Source organism: Gordonia neofelifaecis NRRL B-59395 (genome assembly GCF_000192435.1).
GTDB classification, from domain to species: domain Bacteria; phylum Actinomycetota; class Actinomycetes; order Mycobacteriales; family Mycobacteriaceae; genus Gordonia; species Gordonia neofelifaecis.
In genome coordinates this window covers 31,102-52,088 of record NZ_AEUD01000008.1, presented here as the reverse complement: position 1 = coordinate 52,088, position 20,987 = coordinate 31,102, and the positions used below count along the sequence as shown (strand labels likewise).

At 67.2% G+C, this 20,987-nt stretch carries 23 protein-coding genes; 7 read left to right on the top strand and 16 right to left on the bottom strand.

Annotated features, from left to right (window positions below; all coding sequences use genetic code 11):
• Window positions 1-27 precede the first annotated feature (27 nt).
• The 7 genes from SCNU_RS10545 to SCNU_RS10520 all read right to left on the bottom strand — a co-directional run bounded on the left by SCNU_RS10545 (window position 28) and on the right by SCNU_RS10520 (window position 6,664).
• The gene (locus SCNU_RS10545) at window positions 28-339 is read right to left on the bottom strand and encodes an EthD family reductase (RefSeq protein WP_009679356.1); all 312 of its coding nucleotides are present in this window, start codon (window positions 337-339) and stop codon (window positions 28-30) included.
• Between the two features lie 113 nt (window positions 340-452).
• Entirely contained in the window at window positions 453-932 is a 480-nt protein-coding gene (locus SCNU_RS21130) for a DUF2339 domain-containing protein (protein WP_238526425.1), read from the bottom strand.
• Between the two features lie 719 nt (window positions 933-1,651).
• Window positions 1,652-2,485 carry a hypothetical protein gene (locus SCNU_RS21125; RefSeq protein WP_238526424.1) on the bottom strand — a complete coding sequence of 278 codons (834 nt, stop codon included), beginning with the start codon at window positions 2,483-2,485 and terminating at the stop codon, window positions 1,652-1,654.
• 90 nt (window positions 2,486-2,575) lie between these two features.
• Complete coding sequence (locus tag SCNU_RS10535) at window positions 2,576-3,235, bottom strand: response regulator (protein WP_009679354.1); 660 nt, start codon at window positions 3,233-3,235, stop codon at window positions 2,576-2,578.
• Window positions 3,232-4,437, bottom strand: a complete 1,206-nt coding sequence (gene macS, locus SCNU_RS10530; RefSeq protein ID WP_009679353.1) for a MacS family sensor histidine kinase — start codon at window positions 4,435-4,437, stop codon at window positions 3,232-3,234. The genes SCNU_RS10535 and macS overlap by 4 nt, the downstream gene beginning before the upstream one ends.
• Window positions 4,438-4,440: 3 nt before the next feature.
• A complete protein-coding gene (locus tag SCNU_RS10525; protein ID WP_009679352.1) occupies window positions 4,441-5,235 on the bottom strand; it encodes a crotonase/enoyl-CoA hydratase family protein in 795 nt (264 codons plus the stop codon).
• A gap of 61 nt (window positions 5,236-5,296) precedes the next feature.
• The gene (locus SCNU_RS10520; RefSeq protein ID WP_009679351.1) at window positions 5,297-6,664 is read right to left on the bottom strand and encodes an HNH endonuclease signature motif containing protein; all 1,368 of its coding nucleotides are present in this window, start codon (window positions 6,662-6,664) and stop codon (window positions 5,297-5,299) included.
• Window positions 6,665-7,236: 572 nt separating this feature from the next.
• On the opposite strand from SCNU_RS10520, the gene SCNU_RS10515 reads away from it, so the two are divergent.
• Both SCNU_RS10515 and SCNU_RS10510 read left to right on the top strand, forming a co-directional pair.
• Window positions 7,237-7,815, top strand: a complete 579-nt coding sequence (locus SCNU_RS10515; protein WP_009679350.1) for a hypothetical protein — start codon at window positions 7,237-7,239, stop codon at window positions 7,813-7,815.
• A complete protein-coding gene (locus tag SCNU_RS10510; RefSeq protein ID WP_009679349.1) occupies window positions 7,812-8,495 on the top strand; it encodes a nitroreductase family protein in 684 nt (227 codons plus the stop codon). The genes SCNU_RS10515 and SCNU_RS10510 overlap by 4 nt, the downstream gene beginning before the upstream one ends.
• A 12-nt stretch (window positions 8,496-8,507) precedes the next feature.
• Here SCNU_RS10510 and SCNU_RS10505 read toward each other — a convergent pair whose 3' ends face one another.
• The 8 genes from SCNU_RS10505 to SCNU_RS10470 all read right to left on the bottom strand — a co-directional run bounded on the left by SCNU_RS10505 (window position 8,508) and on the right by SCNU_RS10470 (window position 14,464).
• A complete protein-coding gene (locus SCNU_RS10505) occupies window positions 8,508-9,242 on the bottom strand; it encodes a nuclear transport factor 2 family protein (RefSeq protein ID WP_050792811.1) in 735 nt (244 codons plus the stop codon).
• Window positions 9,243-9,436: 194 nt separating this feature from the next.
• On the bottom strand, window positions 9,437-10,402 hold the full coding sequence (locus SCNU_RS10500; RefSeq protein WP_083812590.1) for a hypothetical protein: 966 nt from the start codon (window positions 10,400-10,402) through the stop codon (window positions 9,437-9,439).
• Entirely contained in the window at window positions 10,395-10,961 is a 567-nt protein-coding gene (locus tag SCNU_RS10495; protein WP_009679346.1) for a signal peptidase I, read from the bottom strand. The genes SCNU_RS10500 and SCNU_RS10495 overlap by 8 nt, the downstream gene beginning before the upstream one ends.
• 6 nt (window positions 10,962-10,967) lie before the next feature.
• Window positions 10,968-11,621 carry a SipW-dependent-type signal peptide-containing protein gene (locus SCNU_RS10490; protein WP_040518206.1) on the bottom strand — a complete coding sequence of 218 codons (654 nt, stop codon included), beginning with the start codon at window positions 11,619-11,621 and terminating at the stop codon, window positions 10,968-10,970.
• 13 nt (window positions 11,622-11,634) lie between these two features.
• Window positions 11,635-12,579, bottom strand: coding sequence for a signal peptidase I (locus tag SCNU_RS10485; protein WP_009679344.1), 945 nt, complete (start codon window positions 12,577-12,579; stop codon window positions 11,635-11,637).
• Window positions 12,576-13,115: a hypothetical protein gene (locus SCNU_RS10480; RefSeq protein ID WP_009679343.1), complete on the bottom strand. Its 540-nt coding sequence runs from the start codon at window positions 13,113-13,115 to the stop codon at window positions 12,576-12,578. Before SCNU_RS10480 ends, SCNU_RS10485 begins: the two co-directional genes overlap by 4 nt.
• Window positions 13,116-13,135: 20 nt before the next feature.
• The gene (locus tag SCNU_RS10475; protein ID WP_009679342.1) at window positions 13,136-13,642 is read right to left on the bottom strand and encodes an alternate-type signal peptide domain-containing protein; all 507 of its coding nucleotides are present in this window, start codon (window positions 13,640-13,642) and stop codon (window positions 13,136-13,138) included.
• Between the two features lie 150 nt (window positions 13,643-13,792).
• Window positions 13,793-14,464 carry a hypothetical protein gene (locus SCNU_RS10470; protein ID WP_009679341.1) on the bottom strand — a complete coding sequence of 224 codons (672 nt, stop codon included), beginning with the start codon at window positions 14,462-14,464 and terminating at the stop codon, window positions 13,793-13,795.
• A gap of 632 nt (window positions 14,465-15,096) precedes the next feature.
• On the opposite strand from SCNU_RS10470, the gene dnaK reads away from it, so the two are divergent.
• From dnaK to SCNU_RS10445, 5 genes are all read left to right on the top strand, one after another.
• On the top strand, window positions 15,097-16,941 hold the full coding sequence (gene dnaK / locus SCNU_RS10465) for a molecular chaperone DnaK (RefSeq protein ID WP_009679340.1): 1,845 nt from the start codon (window positions 15,097-15,099) through the stop codon (window positions 16,939-16,941).
• Window positions 16,938-17,537, top strand: coding sequence for a nucleotide exchange factor GrpE (gene grpE, locus SCNU_RS10460; protein WP_009679339.1), 600 nt, complete (start codon window positions 16,938-16,940; stop codon window positions 17,535-17,537). The genes dnaK and grpE overlap by 4 nt, the downstream gene beginning before the upstream one ends.
• Window positions 17,538-17,654: 117 nt before the next feature.
• Window positions 17,655-18,818: a molecular chaperone DnaJ gene (gene dnaJ, locus SCNU_RS10455; protein WP_009679338.1), complete on the top strand. Its 1,164-nt coding sequence runs from the start codon at window positions 17,655-17,657 to the stop codon at window positions 18,816-18,818.
• A gap of 7 nt (window positions 18,819-18,825) precedes the next feature.
• Window positions 18,826-19,236: a heat shock protein transcriptional repressor HspR gene (locus tag SCNU_RS10450; RefSeq protein WP_009679337.1), complete on the top strand. Its 411-nt coding sequence runs from the start codon at window positions 18,826-18,828 to the stop codon at window positions 19,234-19,236.
• Window positions 19,237-19,307: 71 nt separating this feature from the next.
• Window positions 19,308-19,706 carry a DoxX family membrane protein gene (locus SCNU_RS10445; protein ID WP_009679336.1) on the top strand — a complete coding sequence of 133 codons (399 nt, stop codon included), beginning with the start codon at window positions 19,308-19,310 and terminating at the stop codon, window positions 19,704-19,706.
• A gap of 114 nt (window positions 19,707-19,820) precedes the next feature.
• Here SCNU_RS10445 and SCNU_RS10440 read toward each other — a convergent pair whose 3' ends face one another.
• Window positions 19,821-20,975 carry a globin domain-containing protein gene (locus SCNU_RS10440; RefSeq protein WP_009679335.1) on the bottom strand — a complete coding sequence of 385 codons (1,155 nt, stop codon included), beginning with the start codon at window positions 20,973-20,975 and terminating at the stop codon, window positions 19,821-19,823.
• Window positions 20,976-20,987: the final 12 nt, after the last annotated feature.

Sequence of the window (20,987 nt, the reverse complement as noted above, 5' to 3'; positions counted from 1 at the left end):
ATGACCCAAAGATTCTGCAGAGGACTTCTACAGCGGGAACTCGGTGACTTCGGTGAACACCATCGAGACGTCGCCGGTCACGAAGTTCGGGAGGTCGGCGGTGAGTGCACGACCTTCCTCGGATCCGAGGGCGGCCATCAGATCCTGCTTGGAGTCGAAGTACAGCTCGGCCACCTGGTAGATGTCGGGCGTGCTGCCGTCCAGGGTGTCACCCTTCGAGACCGCAGCGCTCCGGATCCCGGGCAGTTTCGCCGCGAGAGGCATGTGCGTTCCGGTGTAGTACTCGTCGAACGCCTGCGGATCGGTCGGCTGGCTGTAGAGGACGCTGAGGCGGTACATGATTCTCCGATTCGGTGGGGGAGGTGATGGTCCTCGGGCGAGGTTACCTGCGCCCGGCGACTGCGGTCGGGCGTTGGCCAGGACCGCCCTTCGGGTCGGGTGGGGCGGAGGTATCAGTGCACCGGGCCCAGCGGTGTCGCGTCGTCGGCGCCGTCGTCCGAGACGAGACGTTGCGCGTAAGCCACGCCGAGGGACAGCAGCACCAGACCTGCGACGATGAACGCGACCACTCGGAACACACCGTCGAGGGTGGCGAGGTCGAAGAGGAAGAGCTTGGCGATCGCCGCCGCGATCACTGACAGCCCGGTGCCGAGGACCAGGGCTCGTCTCTGTCCCCGCAACGTCCGCGCCCGCATCAGTGCGGCGGCGGCGCAACCGAACCAGATGAGCGTCGCGGCCAGGTGGCCGCCGCGGAAGCCCGCGTCGGTGCCGCCGGTGACGAGATCGCCGACACTGATGCACAACTCGGTGATCAGCCACAGATCGATCAGGCCCGAGGCCAGCCAGACACGCTGCGAGTCGACAGCCGGCCGGCCGGCCCATTCGCCCGCCAGGACTGTCGTGGCGGCGAGGCCGAGAACTGCGCCGACCATCAGGGTCGCCTGCTCGCCCGTGCTCAACAGCCCGGGGACGGTCAGGTGTGCGCCGCCGCCGATTCCGAGCAGTGCGGTCAGTCCCAGCGCTGCGAAGACGGTGGCGATGATGCGAACGGCGTCGGCGAGATCGTCGGCCCAGCGCACGGCCACGGTCAGCACGACCGCCGCGGCCAGGAACCCGAGCGACACGGCCGACCCGTCCAAGGCGATGCCCACTGCCAGAGACAACAGCACGGCGCCGGCCGCGATCCAGACGATGCGGCAGGACACCGGCACGGCGGCGACTCCGCGGACCCCCACCGCCGCGAACGCGAAGATCGCGGCGCCGAGACCGACGACGGCGACGGCGGTCGGCCGTTCGGCCATCCCGGTCGCGCCGATGAGCGGCAGCGGGAGCGCGGCGACGACCGCGATGAGGCCGACGATCACGGCGCGACTGCTCGACGGCGCCAGCAGGATCGCGGAGACGAGAGCCAAGGCGAGTCCGACCAGCCCCACGACCGCGACGAACCACGCCTGCGAGTGATCGGCAGTGAAGGGCAGGCCGAGCTGAGGCGCCGTCGCGGCGACGGTGTTGACGACGAACAGTGCGGTCCAGTCGCGGCCGATCTGCAACCACACGGTGGAGGCCGCGTACGCGAGCATGAAGCAGACGAGCATCTCGTTGACCCCGCCCGTCACCACCGGCGCGAAGACGAGCAGCGGCACCGACACCATCAGTCCCAGAGTCTGACTGTTCCATCGGTGCGCGACCCACAGCTCGCTCGCGCCGACCGCTGCGCCCACCACCAGCGCCGCGACCTGCGGCAGCCAGTGGTAGATCGACGCGGACGCCAAGACGTCGAAGAGAGCTGCGGCGACACCCGTGGCGACAAGTGCGACCGCGCCCGATCGCTTCTCCGGTCGGCGGCCGATCCGCCATCCGATCGCGACGAGCCCGGCGGCGAGGACCGCCCCGCCGCCCCCCGGAGCTCAGGCCGAAGCAGTCCCGCCTGCGCGGCGAGGACCAGCAGCAGCACGATTCCGGTCAGCGTGATCCCGACACCGACCGCGGCGAGAACGCGACCGATGAGCCCGCGCTCGGCGGCGTCGCTCAACCTCTCGGCGACGGATCGTTTCGGCGGTGCGGCGGGATATCCGGGTACGACCGTCGGCCCGGGGAACGGGCCCGGCCGGGGGCCCGCGAAGGGAGCCGCACCGAGATGGGGCGTCACGTACTGGAGCTGGGGCTGGGGCGGCCCGAACGGCGCGGAGGGCGGGAACGGCGTGATCGGCGGGAACGGCTGGGGTGGCTGGGGCGGCGGCGGGCTCGAGAAGGCCGGTGGTGGCATGACCGGGTCCTCCGCGACCGGAGCTGTCGCGACGGGAACTGTCGCGACGGGCGCCTCCGCGACGGGAGTCGTCGCGGAGGCGGGCACGGTCGCAGTGCGCTCCAGATTTCCGGCGAGGGCCGCCAGGTCGGCGGAGACCGTTGACAGCCGGCTCGTGATGGTGGACAGCTCGTCGCCGAGACGAGTCGCCTCGAGGGCTGGATCGTTGTTGTTCGTCATGCCTTCCAGCCTCGCGGGAATGCGGCGACCGGACATGCGCAGAACTACGCAGACGGACTGGGGACTTGCGCGTGCGGTGTCGTGCCGCGGCTACTCGTCGTCGAGCCCGTGCTCGATCGCATACCTCGTCAGCTCCACCCGATTACCCAGCTGCAGCTTGCGGAGTGCGGCACCCACATGGTTCTCGACCGTCCGCGGGCTGATTTCGAGCCGGGTGGCGATCTGGCGCGACGACAGCCCCTTCGCGACGTGCCGGAGGACCTCCGTCTCGCGCTGAGTCAGCGTCGGAACTGCGGCGTCCGCCTCCCCGGGCGACCGGGCGATGCGGCGGTACTCGCCGAGCACCAGGCCGGCGAGGCCCGGCGTGAACACGGCTTGACCGTCGCCGGTCGCGCGGACCGCGGCGACCAGCTCGGACCGCTGCGCGCTCTTCACCAGGTAACCGGTGGCCCCGGCTTTGATGGCTTCGAGGACGTCGTCGCGTTCGTCCGATGCGGACAGCACCAGCACGTGCGCGCAGGGATGAGCGTCGAGCACCGCGGCCGTCGCCACCGCGCCGGAGCCGTCGGGCATCTGCATGTCCATGAGCACCACGTCGGGTCGGACGGCGGCGGCGCGTGCTGCTGCGCTGACGCAGCCGTCCGCGGTGGCGACGACGTCGAAGCCCTCTTCGGTCAGGTCGCGGGCGACGCCTTCGCGCCACATCGGGTGGTCGTCCACGACCATCACGCGGAGCGGAGCATCGGTCATCTGGGCGGTGCCTCTCTCTTCGCGGAGGGAACGGTGAGTTCCCATTCTGTCCCGGCCCCGGGCGCCGACTCCAGTTGCGCGCGACCGCCGAGCGACTCGACGCGTCCGATGATCGACTGCGCGATGCCCAACCGGCCTTCGTCGATGGCTTCCGACAGTCTGCCGGGCTCGATGCCGACGCCGTCGTCGCGCACGCTGACCACCACCTCCCCGTCCAGATCCTCGAGAAGGACGAACGTCTCGGCGCCGGCGCCCGCGTGTCGCTCGACGTTGTCGAGGATGTTGCCGACCGCGGCGAGGATCTCCACCGCCACGGCGGCGTCGACCATCACCGGTTCCGCGGGAGCGCTCACCCTGATTCGGCCGGAGGCCAGCGCGCGGAGGCCTGGACCGAGGTCGATGCGCGTCCCCGCATCGGGCATCGGCGGTGGCGCGGCCGCGATCAACTGTCGCAGCACCCGCTCCTGCTCGGCGGCGAGCGTCGCGAGTTCCTCTGTGGGACCGCCGATCTCGCGTCCGCGCCGGGCGATGAGCGCAAGGACCTGCAGTACGCCGTCGTGGACCTCGCGGGCGAGCCGGTCCCGCTCGGCGGAGGCGGCGGCCAACTCGATCGCCGCGGCGAGCCTGGCGTGGACCAGGCGTGCCCGGGACGCGGCCATGCCGAGCGCGATCGACGCCGCGGCGAGCAGGATGGCGGTCGCATTTCGGCCGAAATTGAGCAGGAACTCGCCCTTGACGTAGTAATTCGTCAGACCGATCGCCGCTGCCGCGGCGAAACCCCAGCGCGCCCCGCCGAGCAGCGCCGCCGACAGTGCCGCATTCGTCATCCACAGCGTGGTCGGCCACGTCTGGTTGTCCGCGATCCAGTCGGCGGACGCCACGAACTCGGTCGACAGCATCATCGCCGCCGAGACGACCACCTCGATCAGCACGAACCACCATCGGCGGCCGAATCCGATGAGGTAGCCGACGGTCCACCAGACATTCGCCGCGCTGAGTACGGCGAACAGGATCCAGGTGAGTGCGGGCCGCTCGAGGTCGCCGTTCACGGCGACCTCGAAACCGAGCGCGTAGACGAAGCTGACGAGCCGGAAGATCTGCGCCGCTCGCCACATCGGCCCCACCGGATCGTCGTCGTCGAGTCCGCGCCACAGAGACGCCGGATCGGTCGCCGGTGCAGCGGTGCGCGGAGGGCGGCTCACCGATCAGATCTGTCGGTCGACGAACTGAGGAGTCTCCTTGGCGATGCCGGCCTTCCTCGCGATCGCGGAGTTCCGGCCGCGGAGCAACCGCAACTGCAGTGCCTGTTCCACCGGGAACGACAGCCGCGAGCCGTTGTACCAGGTGTTCTCGAAAAGAGTCTTCGCCGAAGCGACGGCGTCGGGCGACCGCTGCTTCACCGACTCGATGAACTCCTCGGCGGCCGCGTACGGGTCGTCGTGCACCTCGCTCACGAGGCCCCAGTCGAGGGCCTGTGCGGCGGTGAACTTCTCACCTGTCATCGTCAGGCGCTTGGCGACGTCGATGCTGGTCAGCTGCGAGATGCTCGCCGTGAGGGACATGTCGGGAATCAGTCCCCACTTGGCCTCCATGATCGAGTAGTCCGCGTCCGGGGTGGAGTAGCGGAAGTCGGCGCCGAGGGCGATCTGCAGACCACCGCCGAAACAGTGGCCCGTGACCACCGCGACCACCGGCACGGGGACACTCCGCCACGCCCAGCCCGCGGCCTGGAAGTTGTTGGCCGCCGACGAGCGTTTCGGGATCATGTTCCGCATCATCCGATTCCGCTCCTTGCCTGCGGAGGCGAAGTCGAGCCCGGAGCAGAACGACGGCCCCGCTCCGCTGAGGATCACCGCGCGCAACGACTTGTCCTTGCCCGCACGATCTGCGGCCTTGGCGAGGTCGTCGATCATGTCGAAGGTCAGGCCGTTGTGCTTCTCGGGCCGATTGAGCCGGACGTGCGCGACCTGATCGCGGACCTCGTAGTCGATATTCGTCATGCAGTCATTGTGGACTGCCGGGCGGACTCGTTGTACAGGATGATCTGGGCCGTTCGGCGTACTAAGCCGCGGCGGTGGGTGCGATCGTCATCGTGCGCCGCGCATGCGACCGCAGTACCTCGCGAGGCCGCTGCGGTCGATCAGGGTCGGCCGGCGCGCGGAACCACGGGTGGCGGTCGTGGCCGATGAACACCTCCCAGCCTGTCAGATGCACCTTGCTGTGGTGCATCCGGCAGAGGAGCACACAGTTGTCGACCGATGTCTCGCCGCCGTCCGACCACGGTACGCAGTGGTGAGCGTCGGTCCAGGAGACCGGCCGCCCGCAGCCCGGAAACGCGCATCCGCGGTCGCGGGCTTCGAGTGCCTTCCGGAGGGCGACACTGACCAGCCGCATCTCGCGCCCCACGTCGATCGGCGCAGACTGCGCATCCAGTACGACCTTTCGCATCGATGCCTCGCACAGAACCAGGCCGGCGGTCGTCGGTGAGACCGGCCCGGTGAATCCCAGCATCGCCACAGGGGAACTCTCTTCGCACCAGGTGTCTTCCGATCGCGGAGGGGTCGTCGCCCGGGTCGGGACGATCAGCGTCACATGCGGGAGAACTCCCCCCGCGCTTGTCGGACGATCTCGGCCCGACAGGTACTCGTGAAGCACCTGTGCGATCGCGTCCGAGCGCCTACGGCCCGCCGGTCGCGGGTCGGCCGACCCGTCGGGCTGCAGCACCGGCCTGCACAGCGGATCGAGTACTTGCTGCAGTTCTTCGGCGGTCAGCGCGTCGATGTCGAGCGTCACCGCGGTGCGGCCGTCGTCGCCGGTGACGACGGTCATCTCGTTGAGCTCGGGGTTCTCCGCGATCGGTAACGAGCCGGGGTCGGTGGCATCGATCTCCGGCGACCATTCGATAGCGAGCTCCCGCGCCCGCCGGTTGACGTCGGCCGGATTCGCCTGTGCCGCGAGCCTTCGGGCGAGATCGCTCTTGGCCTCGGTGTCGAGCGGAATCCGCTTCTCCACGAACGCGATTCCCCGCCCGACCGCATCGAGGTGCTCGATCGGCATTCCGCCGATCCGCGCTAGCCGAGACAGTTCGGGAAGCTGCGGAGCGGTTCTCCCAGCCCTTGCGAACCGATGAGCGACTGCCGGCGGAACGCCCAGCTCCTTCAGCAGATCCGATCCCGTCTTGACCCCTTTGCGACGTGGGATGCCTGCCTCCTCCGCTGCGACCGTGACCTTCGACAGCGCGATCGACACGAGATTCAGTGTTCGTGTCAGTTCGACCATCGTCTGGAGCAGCGCTCCGTCGTCGAATCCGAGACGGGACGGTGCCGCCACGAGTTGAGCGAATTCGCCGCCGGGCGAATCCGTTCCGGGCGGACTCAAGTCGTCGATCAGTCGGTCATTGAATGCGGCGATGTCGTCAGCAGTAGTCATGTCATCCCCCTCACGTCGTGGTGAACGCAGCCTCATTGAGGTTCGGTTCCGTCACAGTCCTTGAATGCGATACGTCGTCCGAGTGCACGAAGCCAACTCGGTCTGGGACACACCGATCGCGTCGTCCGGTGGATGTGACGGTCGTCGGTCTGCTGACAAGCTCGCAGCGGACGCTCGAGCAGGTAGTTCGCCCCCGGTCAGAGGGCGAAGCCGGTGACCGTCACACCCATTGCCGTCGGACACCCACCGGCCGCCCCTCCAGCTCCCACGCCCCGGAAGCGGCCCGTGTCGCGTGTGCCGCGACGCGCTATGAAGTTCTCAAAGAACGTGGAACGACCCCGTCGGGCCTTCCTGTTTGTCCGTTCTGAGGACAACAATAACGTGATCCAGAACATAGAACAATAGTTCGAGAAAGATATATTTCTGCAGGTCAGGTGGGGTGTTAGACGCGCACTGGCTGCCCGCCCCAGTCTTTCACGCCGGTACGACATCGGCTCGCTCTCGCCGGGCCGTCGAGCCGGATCTCCGGTCCCGTCGACCGCCGTTCGACCTCGCTCGGGCATGCTGATCCGATGACGATCTGGCGGCACGCGGACTGGTCGATCGAGGCCGAGTTCGGCGACGATGCGATCCTCTACTCGAGGTATCCGCATCCCGCGGCGTCGGTCCGCCGGTCGCCTCGCCTCGCCTCGTCGCAGGTCCGTGACGTCGACTCGGCCGAGTTTCCGCCTCAGATTCGTACGACATCGGGGGAGACGCTGTTCGTTCCGCGTGAGGGGCGGTTCGGGCTCGCGGAGTTCGCCGCACGCAACCGCGTTCCCGAGGTCCGGCGCCCCGATCTGTGGTCCCTGGTTCTCGAGCCGTTCCTCGATACGGAGGTGACCGCGCATCAGATCGAGCGGGTCGACGGCATTCTCCGAACCCATGGACTGACGGATGTCGAGATCGGAGACCTGCGTGGTCGCGTCTCCGCGATGATGGAGAGCTACAACGCGTTCCTGTGGGACTGGACGGATCTGAATCTCTACGACCTGGTCTGTGCGTCGTCGGTATGGCACCGGTCCGACATCGACGTCGGCGTCGCGTTCTATCGGTGGGCGATGGAAATCGCGGATCGGCCGACCGGCCGGTCGTTACCATCGGCCCCATGACCTTCGCAGACAGCTTTGACTCCGCAGACTTCGACCTGGCGCAGACCGACGCCCTGCTTTCGACGACACGCGCGGTGCGCAAGCGATTGGATCTTCATCGTGACGTTCCCGACGACGTCATCCTCGAGTGCCTTCAGCTCGCGGTCCAGGCGCCGACCGGCTCCAACAATCAGGGTTGGCGGTGGCTCGTCGTCCGCGACGCCGACACCAAGGAGAGGCTCGCGGAGATCTACCGGCGCGCGGGCAGTGACTACCTGGCGGCCGGTGCGGCGAAGACGGAAGCCGGCTCGCAGTCGGCCCGCGTCATGACGTCTGCCAACTATCTCGCCGAGCACCTCGGCGAGGTCCCGGTGCTGGTGATTCCGATGATCATCGGTCGGGTGGACCAGCTGAGTGACACGCCGAACAACGAGATCTCTGTCGGGCTCATGGGCTCCATCCTGCCCGCGGTCTGGAGTTTCCAGCTCGCACTCCGCAGTCGCGGTCTCGGCAGTTGCTTCACCACGCTGCACTTGGGCGACGAGGCCGCGGCAGCTGAGGTCCTCGGTATTCCGCCGCACATGACACAGGCCGGACTGGTGCCTGTCGCCTACACGACCGGCACCTCGTTCCGCGCCGCGCAGCGTCCGCCCGTCGAGGAGATCACCTACCTGGATCGGTACAAGAACCCGATTCGCTGAGCGTCGCGGGGGTCACCGCTCCACGTACAGCGTGACGGCGACGAGATCACGCTTGGCGAACTCGAACATCGCGACGCCGTGGTCGTCGTCCCGCTGCAAGCTCACCGTGACGAATCGTCCTGCGGCCAAGCATTTTCCGGCACGCCAGCCGGAGAGGTCCGCCGGTGTCAGGGAGGCGCCGGTGCCGTCCTTCGCGGGTAGCTGTGCGGTGGGCGCGGCGAGGAACGCGATCGCCGTTCGCTTCTGGTTCTCGCCCGCGCGCAGGAATCCACGACCGAACCCGAACGCTCCGGCGAGTCCCTGGTTGCGGACCATGCTGCCCGACAACCGTGCGGACACCGGTAGTGCGTGCACGCCCTTCTTGAGTAGCTGCATGACCATCGTCGGCAGTTCCCAGTGGGCGTAGAGGCCGGCGATCCGGTCGGGGGAGGTCATCTCGTACCGCAGGTGGGTCGGCACGTGGAGGACGACGTCGTCGCTCATCCGGATCTCGAGCGTCACATCGCGCACCACAGTGCTGCCGGAGACGACATCGTCATGCTCCTGATGGAAGACGATCGTGTTGGGTGCGATGAAGGTGTCGTAGAACCGTGAGAGCTGCTCGTCGCCCCGGTGCGGGCTCGATCCGACGGGGTCGTTGACGACCGCGCCGTCGGCGAACAGTGACAGCCACTGCTCCTTGTCGTGCGCCGCCACGGCCGCAGGCGATCCCTCGACGGTGGCGAGCATGACCTGCCGTACTTCCATGTCCATCCCCTCCGATAACTGAAACGTGTTCTAGTTTAGGTGACCGTCGCCCATCCGCGTAGTTCAACGACATCCGCGTTGTCCGGGACGTCGCGGATGTCGTTGAACAACGCGGATGGGGCTCGGAAATGGGTGAAGGCGCGTCCGGGTCGGGGTACGCCGGACGCGCCTTCGTCTGTGGGGATCAGCTCAGGTCAGGAGACCTTGCACGTGTTGACGTCGACGGTCTTCACCGCGCCGTCCTTGGTGGTGAGCGTGACCTCGTTGTTGCCGACGGTGACGACATCGTCGTTGGCCTTCGGCGCGCTGCACTTCTCGACGCCGTCGTGGTAGACGATGAAGCCCGATTCTTCGCCTGCCGCGGCTGCCGCAACGGTGATCACCGGCTCAGTCGCAGCAGACGATTCCGGAGTCGAAGTCTCGGTCTCGGATGGCGTGGGAATCTCACTCGACGACGGAGTCTCAGTCTCAGATTCCGACGGCTTCGGTGTTTCGGTAGCGGTAGGCGACGGTGATGCGGAGGTCGTCGCGTTTGACTCCGTGGTTGGAGTGGTCTGCTTGGACAGGACTGACCGTCCGAACGTCTGCTGCTGCGCTGGCGTCCACGCTGCCTGATCCTCCCAGGTCGCATTTGCCTTCACACCCGCGCCACCCTCACAGGTACCGTTGCGCTGACCATTGCTGCCGACCGTGATGCGACGGTAGCCCGACGAGTACAGGCGCGTCTGGTCAGTGTCACCGCTAGCGATGTTCATGGTCTCGACGGTGAGTACGTAGTTGCCCCAAGCAATGTTGTAATTCACACTCAGTGTCCAGGACGTGCCGGTCTGGTAGGCGGCACCGCGCTCGACACCGGCCATGTTGTTCGTCCACAGGACGACCCGGTACTTCATTCCGGGGCCGGCGCTCGGCCAGCTGACATTCGCCGAGCGAAAGCCTGGAGTTCCGCTTTCAGAGCAGGAGATCGAGCTCGGCAGCGGTGTCGGGAAGAAGTTCTCGCTCGCAATCTGCGACGTATTCGCACTGACCGCGTCATTGGTCGCGGCGAGCGTGTCTGTGGTCTGGACTGCGCCCACGACGACGGCGGCGGCGCCGCCGATCACGAGGAGGGCGCGCTTGGATGGAAGCTTGCGTCGAACGGTTTGAAGAAGATCAGGCATGGTCTGCCTCCTGGAGTTGCGGCTCGCTGTCCTCGGCGGGCTCGTCGGTCGGGAATGTGCTGTCGCTCGGACGCCGGATCGGACCGAACGCGAGCATCAAGAGGGCGCCGGCGATGATTCCGCCGATGAAGATGGCTGTCTTGCTCGACAGCCAGGCTGCGACGTAGCCGAGGACGGGAACACTGGTGATGATCCGGTCGGCCGTGGTCACGACATATGGTGAGGGATCGGGAACGCGGTTGGCGTCGCCTTTCAGAGTCAACGAGACAGACCCGTCGCCGACGGGCTCAATAGCGATCACCCGGTGAGTGATGCGCGTGCCGACTTCGTTGTCGACGCTGACGACGTCGCCGACTCGGATGTCGGACGCATCGACTGACCGCGCAACGGCGAGCGAGCCGGTCGGGATGTCGGGGGACATGGACCCGGATCGGAACACCAGCGGGGTGATCCCGAACAGCATCGACGCGATCGCGACGACGATGCAGACCAGGCCGAGAATCGCACCGACGTTGAGAAGAAGTTCTCGTCGTGATCGTGGCTTCTCTGGTCGACTCATCTGACGTCAAGCCTTGGTCGCAGTGAACTTGAACTTGACCGAGACCGCAGACATGCGGGCTTCCTTCGGCGCGTTCGGGTTGACCTTCACCTGGATGCACAGGTCGTCGGTGGCGTTGACGGCGAGGGGACCGGTGGTCGGAACCAATGCCTTCGAGCCGATGACAAGCGGCGTGTCCGCAGTGCCGAGCACGGTGCCGCCGGTGCAGGTGTCACCGCTCACTGTTCCGCCCTTCCGGACGGTGACAAGGAGATTCTGTGCGAACACAGATGCGCTGGCTCCGCCGTACGTGGCCGTGCCGTTGTCAGCGGTGTCGACGCCGGTCGCGTAGTTGAACGCGTCCGAGCCGGTGTTCTTCACCGCCAGCATGCCCGCGGTTGTCGCGCCGCGCGCCAGGTTGATCTTCTTCAGGCTGACGAAGTTGTAGACCGGCCGGTTGTCGTTGACTTTCATCTGCACGTTGACGGCCGATGTCTCGAACATGCCGGTACTCGCAGTCGCAGTGTCCGACCATGCGGCCATAGTGCCGACGGCGCCGAGGCCGAAGACCATGCCGAGAGAGGCGATCGCGCGGGCGCGGGTCCAGCCGGTGTCGCCGAGGACTCGGTGAAGCCGCGACCCGGACCGCACCTGATCGCGGTTTTCGTTGGGTGAAGACATGATTGCTGCCTTGTCAGTTGTGGGAGGGAGTCGGTGGTTGGACGGGGATCGGCCGGGTGACCTCGGTACTCGGGAGACCGGCGGCGGGACTGCTGGAGTGGCCCATCGGATCGGTGACTGCGGAGTACGCCAGCGGCGGTCCTCCGCTCGATCCCTCCCGCTGCGGCGCCCCGCAGGCATGACACACCGGGACTTCGGGTGCGGCGTGTCGTGCCGGCAGCATCGAGGGGAGTGAGGCCGGGGCCGCGGGTATCGAGGCGACGGGAGCCAAGTTCTCGGTCAACGGAGCGTCCGGGATCGGCTGCGGGTCGACGGGATGCTCGTCGGCGGGTGGTTCGTCGTCCTTCGGCTTCTTCCGGTCGCGGATGCTGCTGATCCACATCCACAGCGCGTACGCACCGAGCGCGCCGGCGATGAGGAAGACCAGGATGCTGCGGGAAGAACCGGAGAGGAGCGAGTTGAGCCGACCGAGGTAGGGCACCGAATAGAGGAGTCTGCCTCGGACCTGGCCTTCGACGATCGGCTCGTCCTGGGCATTGTTCGCATCACCCTTGGTGACGAACTTCCGTTCGCCCTTCGCGTCGTAGACGATGCTGACGATGCGATGGGTGGTCACGGACGGGTCGCCCGACTTGGGCTGGAACGTGATGACGTCGCCGGCCTTCAGCTGGTCGCCGGGGGTCGGCTTGACGACGATCAACGTTCCCGGCGGATACGTGGGCTGCATGGAACCGGTCAGCACCGTGTAGGCGGTGGAACCGGTCAGTCGCGGGATCACCACCAGCACTGCGAGCAGTGCGACCGCCGCCGCCAGAAGCGTCCACGAGGCGATGGTCTTGATCCACCAGATCGGTGGAGTCTTGTCATCGTCGGTGTCGACTTCTGCCGTCGACGGCTCGCCGGGACCAGGGAGGACCTGGGTCTCGTCGGTGTGGTGGATCCCGCGACCGGAGGTCATGCGCCCGCGACCGAGTTCGCGCCGAAGGTGAACGTCGCGTTGGAGCTCTGCGACGTACCGGCGTTGGTGGCGATGGTCACTCGCAGACACAGCACTTCCGTGCTGCCCGCCGCGACGTTGCGCGGACTGGTCGCTGCACCGTTCGGTGCACCGTTGTACAGCTCGGTGCCGACATCGCCGGTCGGAGTGCATGCGGCCTGGTCGGCCACCTTCGCGACACGCAGCATGAGCGGAGTCGTCCCGTTCACCGCGACGCTGTTCAGCTTGTACTGCATGGTGACGTTGCCCGAGTTGATGACGGGCAGCGGCTTCTGCACACTGTCGCCGGGGGCGGCGTCACTCAGCTTCAGCCCGTCCAGGGTGAAGGACTTGACGCCACCCTGGCCCGCGGAGATGTCGAGCTTGCCTGCGGTCAGAGTGCCGCCGCCGTCAGAGCTTGCTTCCGAACGCCAGAGGGCGCCGGTCTGCTGGAGGGAGATGAATCCCACCAGCAGAACCGCCGCCGCTGCGAGCGCCCATTTGATTTGGGGCTTCACGATGTCCTCTTATGCAAGAACTAGGAGGTGGTCTGAGTCAGCGTGACCGATGCGCCGGAGAGCACGGTCGACGCGCTCTGACCGGTGGTCGCATCGGGATTGAAGGTCACCGTGGTGCTGACGGTCTGCGGGCCGGATGCGGTGACGTGCACGGTGTCGTTCCCGGAGGTGTCGACCTGGAGGAGGCCGGCGAGTGTGCCGCTTCCGACGCCAGCCAAGGTCGGAACGAGATCCGCTTTCAGGTTGGTGCCGACCAGCTGTACATCGTATGTGGCGGTGTAGGCAATTTTGTCACCAGGAACGATCTTGTCGTTGGCGAAGTCGACTGCCTGGTTGTTCTTGCTGCCGCCGACCCACTTCCAGACGCCGGTGCCTTCTTGCTGAGTGACGTTCAGCGAACCAGCGGAGATGGTGCCGCCGCCGGTGCCGTTCACGGTGCTGTTCCACGCAGCCATCGTGCCTGCGCCGCCGGCGAGGATCGCCGCACCGGCCGCAGCGGCGAGTGCACCCTTGGTGACCTTGTTCATGTATGTGCCCTTACTTTCGGGGACACTCCGGGGTCCCGGAGTGCTTAGGAGGGAGACCGCGCCGGTGAGCCTGCGCGGGGGCGGTCGCTTGCGCGACCGTCTACGACCGGGGAATCACCTGCGGTGCGGTCGAAGTCTTGGGAGTCGGTCCTAGCGGACGGTGACCGACGGGGAGTGGACCTTCACGAGCTTCGACGCGGAGGCGCTGTCGAGGCTGCCGGTGCCGAGGCTGCCGAAGACGCTGTCGAGCGAGCCGCCGCCGGAGTTGTTGCCGCCGCCGTTGTCGCCGCCTGCGACCTCTTCCAGCGCGAAGCTCCAATTCGGCTGAATCGTGTAGCCCTGCTTGGTCTCGCCTGTTGGGATGCCGACCCGGAGGGTAACTGTCATCGGGGTGTCCTTGGCGATCGTCTTCTCAGCAATCAGGAGCCCTGGGTCTCCAGCAAGTGGGTGGTTCGCGCCGATGGCGCCACCGAGATCGGCGCGCAGGTAGGCGGAGCCGCCGCCTGTGATCGACCAGTGTCCGGCGTACACCTGGAACTTCGCGGGGGTCGCGCATACATTGCGGACGCTGGTCTTGCCGTTCTCGACGTCGCTTCCGGGCGACGGAATGTTGCCCGGAAGCCAGTTGATGTTCGAGTCCGCGTCGGTGGACCAGGAGGAGCCGTTCTTGGAGAACTCAAGGCAGCTGTCGTCGAGGTTGTCGCCGACCGCAGCGTGTGCGGTGCCTGCGCCGATAGCAGCGAGCGAGACCGCCGCGGCTCCGGCGGCAGCGACGACGGCTGCGCGTCGAGCGGTGGAGGTCAGTCGTGCTGTATGTGCCATGTCCAAAATAATGGGATGTCGGACCCCTACCGGGTGGTACCCATTCGGGTGACAGATGCAGGTATGCGAAGTTCTGTGCCGCAGATGCGATGGTCTGTCGGAATGTGTAACGTCGGCCCGTTTTCCCAGGTGAACAGGCCTTATAGCGGTCTTGCTCAGGTTCTGCTCAGGTAAGTGTGGCGGTCGTCACCATCTGTTCGTGGGAGTGCAACAGGTCATTGTTTTGACGTTTGAAACGTGCCCGAGTGGCACGGGAATGGCTCAGATGCTGGGGCGGAGTGGCGTGTGGGCGGGAGCGTGGGCGCGGTCTCGATACGCCGCGGCGCTGCGCGCCGGGGCTACTCGACCAACCTAAGGGGGACTGCTCGACCAGCCCCTGACGGCCTCGTTCCGATGTGGCCGACATCACGCAAGATTGAGCGTAATCCGCTCAAGTCTGCGGAATGAATCGTTGCAGCGCACGGTTGAACCGATCGAGAAACTTGAGTGACAAAGGCTCAACAAGGTTGACGAAGGCGAGATCCTAGATTAAACCTGAGTCGAAGGCACTGAGGTTTCGTCAGACCCAGCAGGCCTCCCGGCCCAAAGAACTACCCGGCCCCACCAGCAAGCCGGAACTAGGAGGAACACACATGTCACGTGCTGTCGGAATCGACCTCGGCACCACCAACTCCGTGGTGTCGGTTCTCGAAGGCGGCGAGCCCGCCGTCATCGCGAACGCTGAAGGCTCGCGGACCACCCCGTCGATCGTCGCGTTCGCCCGCAACGGCGAGGTCCTGGTCGGACAGCCGGCCAAGAACCAGGCCGTCACCAACGTCGACCGCACCATCCGTTCGGTGAAGCGCCACATGGGCGACACCAACTGGACCGTCGAGATCGACGACAAGAAGTACACCCCGCAGGAGATCAGCGCTCGCACGCTGATGAAGCTGAAGCGCGACGCCGAGGCCTACCTGGGTGAGGACGTCACCGACGCCGTCATCACGGTGCCCGCGTACTTCAACGACTCCCAGCGTCAGGCCACCAAGGAGGCCGGACAGATCGCGGGACTGAACGTCCTGCGCATCGTCAACGAGCCGACCGCGGCCGCCCTGGCCTACGGCCTCGACAAGGGCGAGAAGGAACAGACCATCCTGGTCTTCGACCTCGGCGGCGGCACCTTCGACGTCTCGCTGCTGGAGATCGGCGACGGTGTCGTCGAGGTCCGCGCGACGTCGGGTGACAACAACCTCGGTGGCGACGACTGGGACGAGCGCATCGTCGAGTGGCTGGTCGACAAGTTCAAGGCTTCCTCGGGCATCGACCTGACCAAGGACAAGATGGCGATGCAGCGTCTCCGCGAGGCCGCTGAGAAGGCGAAGATCGAACTCTCCGCCTCGCAGAGCACCTCGATCAACCTGCCGTACATCACCGTCGACGCCGACAAGAACCCGCTCTTCCTGGACGAGCAGCTCTCGCGCAGCGAGTTCCAGAAGATCACCAGCGACCTGCTTGAGCGCACCCGCACTCCGTTCCAGGCCGTGATCAAGGACGCGGGCATCGCGGTCGGCGACATCGACCACGTGGTGCTCGTCGGTGGATCGACCCGCATGCCCGCCGTCACCGAGCTCGTCAAGGAGCTCACCGGTGGTCAGGAGCCCAACAAGGGCGTGAACCCGGACGAGGTCGTCGCCGTCGGCGCCGCCCTGCAGGCCGGCGTGCTGCGCGGCGAGGTCAAGGACGTGCTGCTGCTCGACGTGACCCCGCTGTCCCTCGGCATCGAGACCAAGGGCGGCGTGATGCACAAGCTGATCGAGCGCAACACCACCATCCCGACCAAGCGCTCGGAGACCTACACGACCGCTGAGGACAACCAGCCGTCGGTGCAGATCCAGGTGTACCAGGGCGAGCGCGAGATCGCGTCGCACAACAAGCTCCTCGGATCGTTCGAGCTCGGCGGCATCGCGCCCGCCCCGCAGGGCGTGCCGCAGATCGAGGTCACCTTCGACATCGACGCGAACGGCATCGTTCACGTCACCGCGAAGGACAAGGGCACCGGCAAGGAGAACAGCATCCGCATCCAGGACGGTTCGGGTCTCTCGAAGGACGAGATCGACCGGATGGTCAAGGACGCCGAGGCGCACGCCGAGGAGGACCGCGCTCGTCGCGAGGAGGCCGAGACCCGCAACCAGGCGGAGTCGCTGGTCAACCAGACCGAGAAGTTCTTGAAGGAGAACGAGGACAAGGTCCCCGCCGACGTCAAGGAGAAGGTCACCGCGGCCGTCGCCGACGCCAACGAGGCGCTGAAGGGCACCGACACCGGAGCCATCCGCGCCGCCATCGAGAAGCTGTCGGAGGAGTCGCAGGCCATGGGCCAGGCGATCTACGCCAGTGCTCAGGCGGGGGGGGGGGCTGCCGGTGCAGCCGGTGACGCGGGCGGCGACGACGTCGTCGACGCCGAGGTCGTGGACGGTCCGGCCGAAGGTGAGAGCAAGTGACGTCGGAGAACAACGCCGACGAGCCGGTCACGGTGACCGACAACCGTCGCGTCGACCCGGAGACGGGTGAGGTGCGCGACGGTGTCGGCACCGACCAGGCTGTGGCCGCCGCGGAGGACGCGGCGGCCCAGCGGGCCGGTGACGAGGCGGCCGACGCCGAGGTGTCCGGGGCCGATGCACAGGTCGCGGAGCTGACCGAGGCACTGCAGCGGGAGCGCGCACAGTTCGCGAACTTCCGTCGTCGCAGCGCCGAGGAGCAACTCCAGGCCGTCGATCGGGGCAAGCAGATCCTGCTGGAGAAGCTGCTGCCGATCCTCGACGACATCGACCGCGCACGCGATCACGGCGACCTCGAGGAGGGCCCGCTCCGGGCCTTCGCCGACAAGCTCGTCGACGTCCTGACGGGTGAGAAGTTGGCCAAGTTCGCGGAGCCCGGAGAGGAATTCGACCCGGAACTCCACGAAGCGATTCAGAATGATGGCAGCGGGGACACCCCGGTCATCGGCAACGTCTTCCGGACGGGATACCGCCTGGGCGACAAAGTGATCCGTCACGCCATGGTGACGGTCACCGACCCGGCCACGCCGGAGCAGTGACGAGAGCGCGGGGCGGCCCGGCGACAGCCGCGGCCGCCCCGCGACCGCACCGCAGAACTGAAGTGTCCGACCAGAGGGCACATGAACTACACACAGACTTCAAGGAGGTGACGCCTGATGGCTCCACAGCGTGAATGGCTGGAACGCGATTTCTACGCCGACCTCGGCGTTTCTTCCGACGCCACCGCGGACCAGATCAAGAAGGCATACCGCAAGCTCGCCAACGAACTGCACCCGGACAAGAACCCGGGCGACGCGGCGGCGGAGGAACGCTTCAAGCGGGTGTCGGAAGCCAACAGCGTGCTGTCCGACGACAGCAAGCGCAAAGAGTACGACGAAGCCCGGTCGTTGATGGCCAGCGGGCGTTTCCGGGGCGGCGGCGGTTTCGGCGGGTCGACCGGCGGAGCCGGCGGCTTCGACATCGGCGACCTCTTCGGCAACGCCGGTACCGGGGGCGGCGGCGGTTTCGGCGACTTGTTCGGCGATCTGCTGGGCGGACGCGGCGGGGCGAGCTCCGCCGGACCGCGCCAGCGGCGCGGCAATGACCTCGAGACCGAGACGACCCTGGCCTTCCGAGACGCGGTGCAGGGCACCACGGTCACGCTGCGCGTGACCAGTCCGTCGCCGTGCACCAAATGCCACGGCAGCGGTGCCCGTCCGGGTAGCAGCCCCCGCACCTGCCCGACCTGCAACGGGTCAGCGTTCGTGACGCGCAATCAGGGCCACTTCGGCTTCTCCGAGCCGTGCCCCGACTGCCAGGGCACCGGCACCAAGATCGACGATCCGTGCCCGGACTGCCAGGGCTCGGGAATCACCGTGCGGCCGCGGACCATCAACGTCCGAGTCCCGCAGGGAGTCGAGGACGGTCAGCGCATCCGTCTCGCCGGCCAGGGCGAGGCCGGGATGCGCGGCGCGCCGTCCGGCGACCTGTACGTGACCGTCCACGTGATGGCGGACAAGGTGTTCACCCGCAGCGGCAACGATCTCAAGGTCCAGCTGCCGGTGTCCATCTCGGAACTGGTTCTCGGTGCGACCGTCTCGGTCCCGACGCTCGACGGCTCCGTCGGTGTCAAGATCCCGGCCGGCACGTCCGACGGGCGTACGCTGCGGCTGAAGGGTCGCGGTGTCCCGAAGCGTTCGGGCGGCGCGGGCGATCTGCTCGTGACCGTCAAGGTCTCGGTGCCCGCCAAGCTCGACGACGCCGCGACCGAGGCGATGAAGCAGTACGCGGAGGCCGAACGCGCCAGCGGTTTCGACCCCCGCTCAGGATGGGGGCGGTGAATGACCCATGGCAGTCGACAATCGAGGAGACCAGCCGCGCGACGAGACAGCTGACGCCGCCACGTTCATGATCTCGGTGGCGGCGGAACTGGCGGGCATGCACGCCCAGACGCTGCGGACCTACGACCGCCTGGGGCTGGTGACACCTCAGCGGACCCGCGGCGGCGGGCGCCGCTACTCCAGCCGCGACGTGGAGATGCTGCGCGAGATCCAGCGGCTCTCGCAGGACGAGGGTGTGAACCTCGCGGGCATCAAACGGATCATCGAACTGAGCGACGAGGTGGAGGCACTGCGCAAGCGGGTCGGCGACCTCACCCGGCAGATGGAGTCGGCGCGACCGCGGCACGGCGAACTGGTCCCGGTCCCGCGCACCAACGCGCTCGTCGTGTGGCAGCCGCGCACCAAGCGGAGTCGTTGAGGACGCAGACGAGTACTACCCTCGATCCCTGTGCGTGTCGAGCGCACGTAGGACAAGCGAGAGGTACCCAGATGAAACTGCTTCAGACCGCCGGTCGTGCCATGACCGGGCTGCCGTACATGGTGTTCGGCTACCAGTCGGCCACGGAGCCCGGTGGGCGCGTCGCAGCTGCGGCGCCGCTGCTCGACCGAATCCGCCAGGCGGTACCGATCCCGGTGGACAACGAGACGGTGGTCCGCGCGAACGGTGCCGCGCAGGCGGTCGGCGGTGCGATGGTCGCGACCGGGCTCGGTCGACGTGCCGGTGCCGCGATGATCGCGGCGTCTCTGGTGCCGACGACCGTAGCCGGACATGCGTTCTGGGAGTACGAAGACCCGATGCAGCGCAAGCTGCAGGAGACCCAGTTCCTCAAGAACCTGGTGATGCTCGGCGGTGTCGTCGCGATCGCGGCGAGTGCCGGGCGCAAGTAGTCGCAGGAAACAATCAGGCCGCTCAGCGCCTGCCGAGGGCGTATTGCCCTCGGTGGACGCTGAGCGGCCTGATTGTCGTCGTGGGGGTGGGGCCAGGTCCCACCCGCACCGGCCTCAGCTCAGCGGATCGTGCTGGATCGCGGCGGGATCGACTCCCGCGGCGCGCAGCCGCAGGGCGGTGTGGAACACCATCGGCGCAGGTCCGGACAGCAGCACCTGGCGATCGGACCAGTCGGCGTACTCGGCTGCGACCTCGCCGACGCGGCCGTATCGCATCTCGACTCCCCAACGACGGGGATCGGTCGCACCCGTCAACCACCACGGGTCCTCAGTGGTCTCGGCGACGGCGGTGATCCGCAGCCACGGGTTGGTGGCCGCGAGCTGCTGGAGCACACCCAGCTCGTACAGCTCACCCGGGTGCGTGGCGCCGTAGAAGACATGTGTCGGCGGAGCCTCCGCGAATCGGGCCAGGTCGATGAGCAGCGCGCGTAGCGGCGCGAGGCCGGTGCCGCCGGCGATCAGCAGCGCAGGCCGGTTCGGGTCGATGTGCATCGTCCCGTGCTGCTGTGCGAAGGTCCACACGTCGCCGACCGCCGTGTCGCGGACGATGGAGCCGCTGACGCGACCGCCCGGCACTGCTCGTACATGAAACTCCAACTCGCCCTGTGGATTCGGCGGAATCGAAGGGGATAGGTTCCGCCACGTCCGCGGCCACTGCGGGATCTGGGTCTCGAGGTACTGGCCGGCGGCGAAGGCGGGGCGGGGACCGGTCGCGACCAGTCGGACCACCGCCCGTTCGCGGGTGATCGTGAACTTCTGGACCACGCGCGCCTGCCAACGGGCCGGCCCCTCGGCACTCTCCGCGGCGCCGCGCATCACTCCGGTCGTGAGCAGCATCGCCTGGCCGACGGTCTCCTCGACCTCGGGGGTCCAGCGTCGGCCGAACGCGAACTGGAACTCCGACATGAGCGCCTCGTACATCAGCCAGTAGTGCTCGCTTACGACCCCGTACTTGCGGTGGTCTCGTCCCAGCTGTGCCAGGAACTCGACGAGCTCGCCGTGCCCGTCGGGGGCCTCGATCGCCTCGAGCACGTGGTCGAGGACGTCGACGAACGACGAACGGAGACTGCCCATTTCGGCGGGGAAGAACTCGCGCAGGCTGGGCCGCATCGCGAACATCCGCGCGAAGACGTTGCGCGCGAACCGGTCCGGATCGCCGGCCAGCAGTACCCGGGTGCGCGCCAGGATCGGCTGCTCGGGCTCAGACACGCTCGCTCGCTT